General features: G+C 60.4%; 2 protein-coding genes. Both read right to left on the reverse strand.

Annotation, left to right across the window (positions count from 1 at the left end):
• Window positions 1-243: 243 nt before the first annotated feature.
• Window positions 244-1,974, reverse strand: a complete 1,731-nt coding sequence (locus WBG82_RS11030; RefSeq protein WP_424424578.1) for a UvrD-helicase domain-containing protein — start codon at window positions 1,972-1,974, stop codon at window positions 244-246.
• Entirely contained in the window at window positions 1,971-3,911 is a 1,941-nt protein-coding gene (locus WBG82_RS11035; protein WP_424424579.1) for an ATP-dependent nuclease, read from the reverse strand. The genes WBG82_RS11030 and WBG82_RS11035 overlap by 4 nt, the downstream gene beginning before the upstream one ends.
• Window positions 3,912-4,164 lie beyond the last annotated feature (253 nt).

Here is a 4,164-nt window from a genome sequence, read left to right on the forward strand (position 1 = left end):
GCTGCCCCTGCGGGGTACCCGGCACGCCGTCATAAAGACCATCTGGATCGGGACGCAGGTCAGCGGACCTGAAATCATCGCCCCACGGACGAACTCTCGATCTCGCAGCTACTAAATCAACAATATCCGCCAAGAGCGGACATGCGCGCCTCTGTTCGAATGAACATTCAAGAACGACTCGACGAATCTCGACGCAAAAAATGGACGTTGGCGCTCGGTCGTTCGCCGAAGCAACCCCCGAACCTAAATCGCCACGACTTGAGTGGCGTGTCCACCCGCGTCGAGTATTTCCTTCAAGAGAGCGGCGCGGCTCTTCGGAGTAGCAATCGCCAATAACCGTTCCGCGCGAGATGCGGCGACGTAGATCTTCCGAGCTTCCTCGACCGGCTCAGTGGCACTCTCTGCGCCAGTTAGGACATTTAGGATAGTACCCACCGTTTTCACGGTGAGCACGACACAGACCGCCGGGAACTCCAGCCCTTTGACAGCATGGATTGTCATGGCGGGTAGAGCCGTCGGCGAAGCTTCCGCAAGCACGGCTGCAAGCCTTTCGTTGGATTTCAACCGCTGGCCAATGGTCGAGGTGCCGAGCAGATTTGAATCCAACAAAGCCCGAGCCCGCTTGAGCCAGTCCTCGGCGCTCTCCCCCGGAAGAATCTTCAGCGCCCGCCCGATGGCGATGACCTCTGGACGCCAACGCCCATCGTCCAGTCCGCTAGTCAACACATGGGTGGAGTAGGCACCGGCGTTGGAGATTTCACCGCGCACTTGGAGCACGGCCCGATGCAGCCGAGCCAACGCTTCACGGCGGTTGCCAGCCGTGAAGGCAAAATGGAAACCCATGACAGCCTCGGCCAAAAGCAGCGTCTTGTTGTTGCCTGCCTCTGGCATGGCCCGACCGACCGCATTCCCCGCGCTGGACCAAGTTGCTGCAAGCACCGGTGCCTGCGCCGGCGGAATGCCGAGCGCCGCCGCCATCGTTTGAAACTGTACGCCAATCACGGCGGGGACGCCCGTGCCGCCATAGGCAAGTATGTAGACTGGCGTGGTCTCATCCTTGTACCGCCCTACCGATTGATCGGCCGCGCCGCGCGAGACGGGCGGACGCAACTTGGAGATGGCAGCGCAGATCGCAGGTGACGAGCGGAAATTGCCGCTCATCGGGAGCTGGTCGGTGCCGTCGAACGTATCCGCAAACATCAGGAGCTCATCCGTCAGTCCGCCCCGGAAGGCATAGATCGCTTGGTTGGGATCGCAGACAACCTTGACCTTGATGCCCGATGCGCGGAACCACTCGATAATCTTTAGGTCCTCGGGATTGCAGTCTTGAGCCTCATCAACGACGATTTCCCGAAACCGGCCAGAAAGTGCCGCGCCGAGCGCGACCGAGAAGCCCTGATCGGCAAGGCGCTTGGCGACATAGTCACGGACATCCTCGAAATCCAGATGTCCGTTGGACAATGCGCGCGCGATCATGGTGCGCGCACTTGTTTCCCACGCGCCATGACCATTCTTGGGCGAAAATCCCGTCTCCGCCACCTTGTCAACGAGCAATGCGCCTGTCGCCCGGTCGAAATGCTTCAGCTTGAGAGGCTGCGCTGCCTCGAAGGGCTTGACCTCCCAGTCGGATTTGTCGGGTACGAGCCTCGGGGCTTGGCTGCACCCCTCGACGCCGAATGGTGCGATCAGAAACTGCCAGAGGAAGCGGTCGAACGTGCCGATAAAACTTGGAAACAGCGGTGACGGCAGGATGCCGAAATTGCGCAACCGCGCTTCCAACTCCTCGACTGCGGCGTTCGTAAAGGACAGGAAGGCGACGCCGCGCCGGTCGGCCAGGTTCGAGAGAAGATATCGAGCTCGCTCGACCATGGTTCGTGTCTTCCCGGAGCCAGGACAAGCACGCACAAATGCATGGCCTTCGTGTCCGATGATCGTCTTCTGCTCGTCGGTAGGAAAGTAGGCGTCGGCGGTCACGCTACGACCTCGCGGATGGTTTTTTCGATGTAGGCGGGGACGACGAAGGTGTGCTTCTTATTCTCGATCAAACCAGCCAGCATCTGGGCGAAATCGCCTTTGCGGGTATTCTTGAAGATGGCGCCGATCACCTTCGCCCGCTCGTCGCCCTTGAGCGCTGCAGCCTTGTCCCACTTCTTGCCGGACCGTGGATGCAAGCTGACATAGGCGGTGCGGAGAATGTCGCCATTGCCGGCCTCCAGCAATTCACTTTCAAGGGAGTAGCGCGAGGTGATCGCGGCTAAGTTCGCGGATGCGCCATTGGCCTTGGCAAGTGCATCCAGCACGCGCTTGCGCAATTCCCCGGGGATAATCGCCTCCCCATCCGTCGCCAAGGCCCCGTCGCCCACCGGCTGGTCTTCATCAGCGCCGAAGGCGTCATCTTCGTCTTCGTCGTCTTGGCCGACCCCATGGTCTCCGTCGGTCATGACCACGACCCGCTCAGCGATGCGCGCCTCGTTGACTACACGGGTCAGAAGATTGGCGTAGGGGGTGAAATCGACACCATCGATCGGAACGAACACAGTCGACCGGAAGAGTCGGAGCTTCTCCGGGTCCTCCTTGAGGGTGAAGTGTTCGGCGATCACGGGGAGCAGTATGGCTTCGGCTATTCCTTCTACGAGGAGGACACGGCCGCCAAACAGCAAGGCCGCCTTCGTCACGTCGAGGTATCGGTCGATCTTCCGTCTTTCCAAGTCGTTCAGATCTATCTGGGCGAGGGGGATGCAGCGGGTCGCTCGGCGAAGCACCACCGTGGGCCTTTCGACGGGATTGGCTGAATCGCCGGCGCTCTCGGCGATCCTTGCCTCGATGAGAGCCGCGTTGACAGTGGCCGACGACCCCGCCTCGTCGGTGTCGTCGGGTTTCACCGGGGGTTCGGGAACGACCGATTTGAAGACCACCAATTGCTTGCTGCTGACCCAGGCGGACAAATTCGGCGAATGGCTGGCGACGACGACCTGCACTTGGCCTGCCGGCCCGTTCTCCGGCTTGTCGACATCAGACTGAACAGCTTGGTCCTTCAGGAAGGCCAGGACCGCCGCCTGAAGTTGCGGGTGCAGGTGCGCTTCAGGTTCCTCCACCAAAAACAAGGTCAGGTCAGAATTGCGTACTTTCTCCAACTCGACGGCGATAGTTGCCATGAACAGGAGATTGGCATAGCCGTGGCCGGAGTATCGCAAGTCCTCCGGGTCAACGCCGTGGTCGGCAAGCTTGAATCTTAGATCGCGCGCGATATCGACTAGAGCTTCTTTAGAGGCGAAGCCTAGGGTCGCCGCCTGGGAACGCACGCCGGCCGTTAGGGCCGTGAGGCCTTTGCCGACGGCTTGATCCACCTTGGAGAGCACCGCATGATCAGTCTGCCGGGCTAGGTCACGGGCGAGGTCCGACGCCGAAATATCACCTAGAAAGTGGTTGAGGAGGGCCATGATCCGGGTGGGGTTCCCGGAGGCCAGCGCGCGCTTGGCGTCGCGGAGAGGCGGCAAATAGACATGCCGGATCATGTCGCGGCAGCCGGGCTCGGGTAGGTTGCCCGGCCTGCCCGCCCAAAGCCCCGGTCGATTACCGAGATCACCGTTGTAGCGGAGGCCGAACCGGGCTTCGGACAGCGTCGCGTCCGTGCTTGCCGATATCAGCCGCCCCTGCTGGCCTGCATTTAGATCGCGGAAAACCGCTTCCAGCTCAAAGCCCACAGTCTGGCTTGGAAAGCGGACATCGGTTGGCTCGCAGTATATTTCTCTCCGTCCCCCCAGTGGCTGGGTTAGAAGCCGGATCCCGTCAATGGCGTTGCTCTTGCCGCCGTTGTTCTCGCCGACAAACACCGTGAGATCTTTTTGAAGCTCCACCTCGCCTGCATCGAATGAGCGAAAGTTTCGCAGCGCGATCGTCTTTAAATACATGGAATCTCCCCCCAGAAAGATATTGTCTGTCTTGGATGGCGATTTTGCAATTTGGCGGCGGAGGGGGCTGCTGACGCGGTCATCTGCTTAGCCTGAAAGCGAGGTAGCCAACGTCCGCAATGGGTCGATATTGTTGATTTAGTAGCTGCGAGATCGAGAGTTCGTCCGTGGGGCGATGATTTCAGGTCCGCTGACCTGCGTCCCGATCCAGATGGTCTTTATGACGGCGTGCCGGGTACCCCGCAGGGGCAGC

The sequence above is a fragment of the Parvibaculum sp. genome (assembly GCF_049671045.1).
Lineage (GTDB): Bacteria > Pseudomonadota > Alphaproteobacteria > Parvibaculales > Parvibaculaceae > Parvibaculum.

Bases quoted from the DNA above. Each gene is read 5' to 3' on its own strand.
- WBG82_RS11035 (WP_424424579.1), bottom strand. From the start codon at position 3,911: ATGTATTTAAAGACGATCGCGCTGCGAAACTTTCGCTCATTCGATGCA.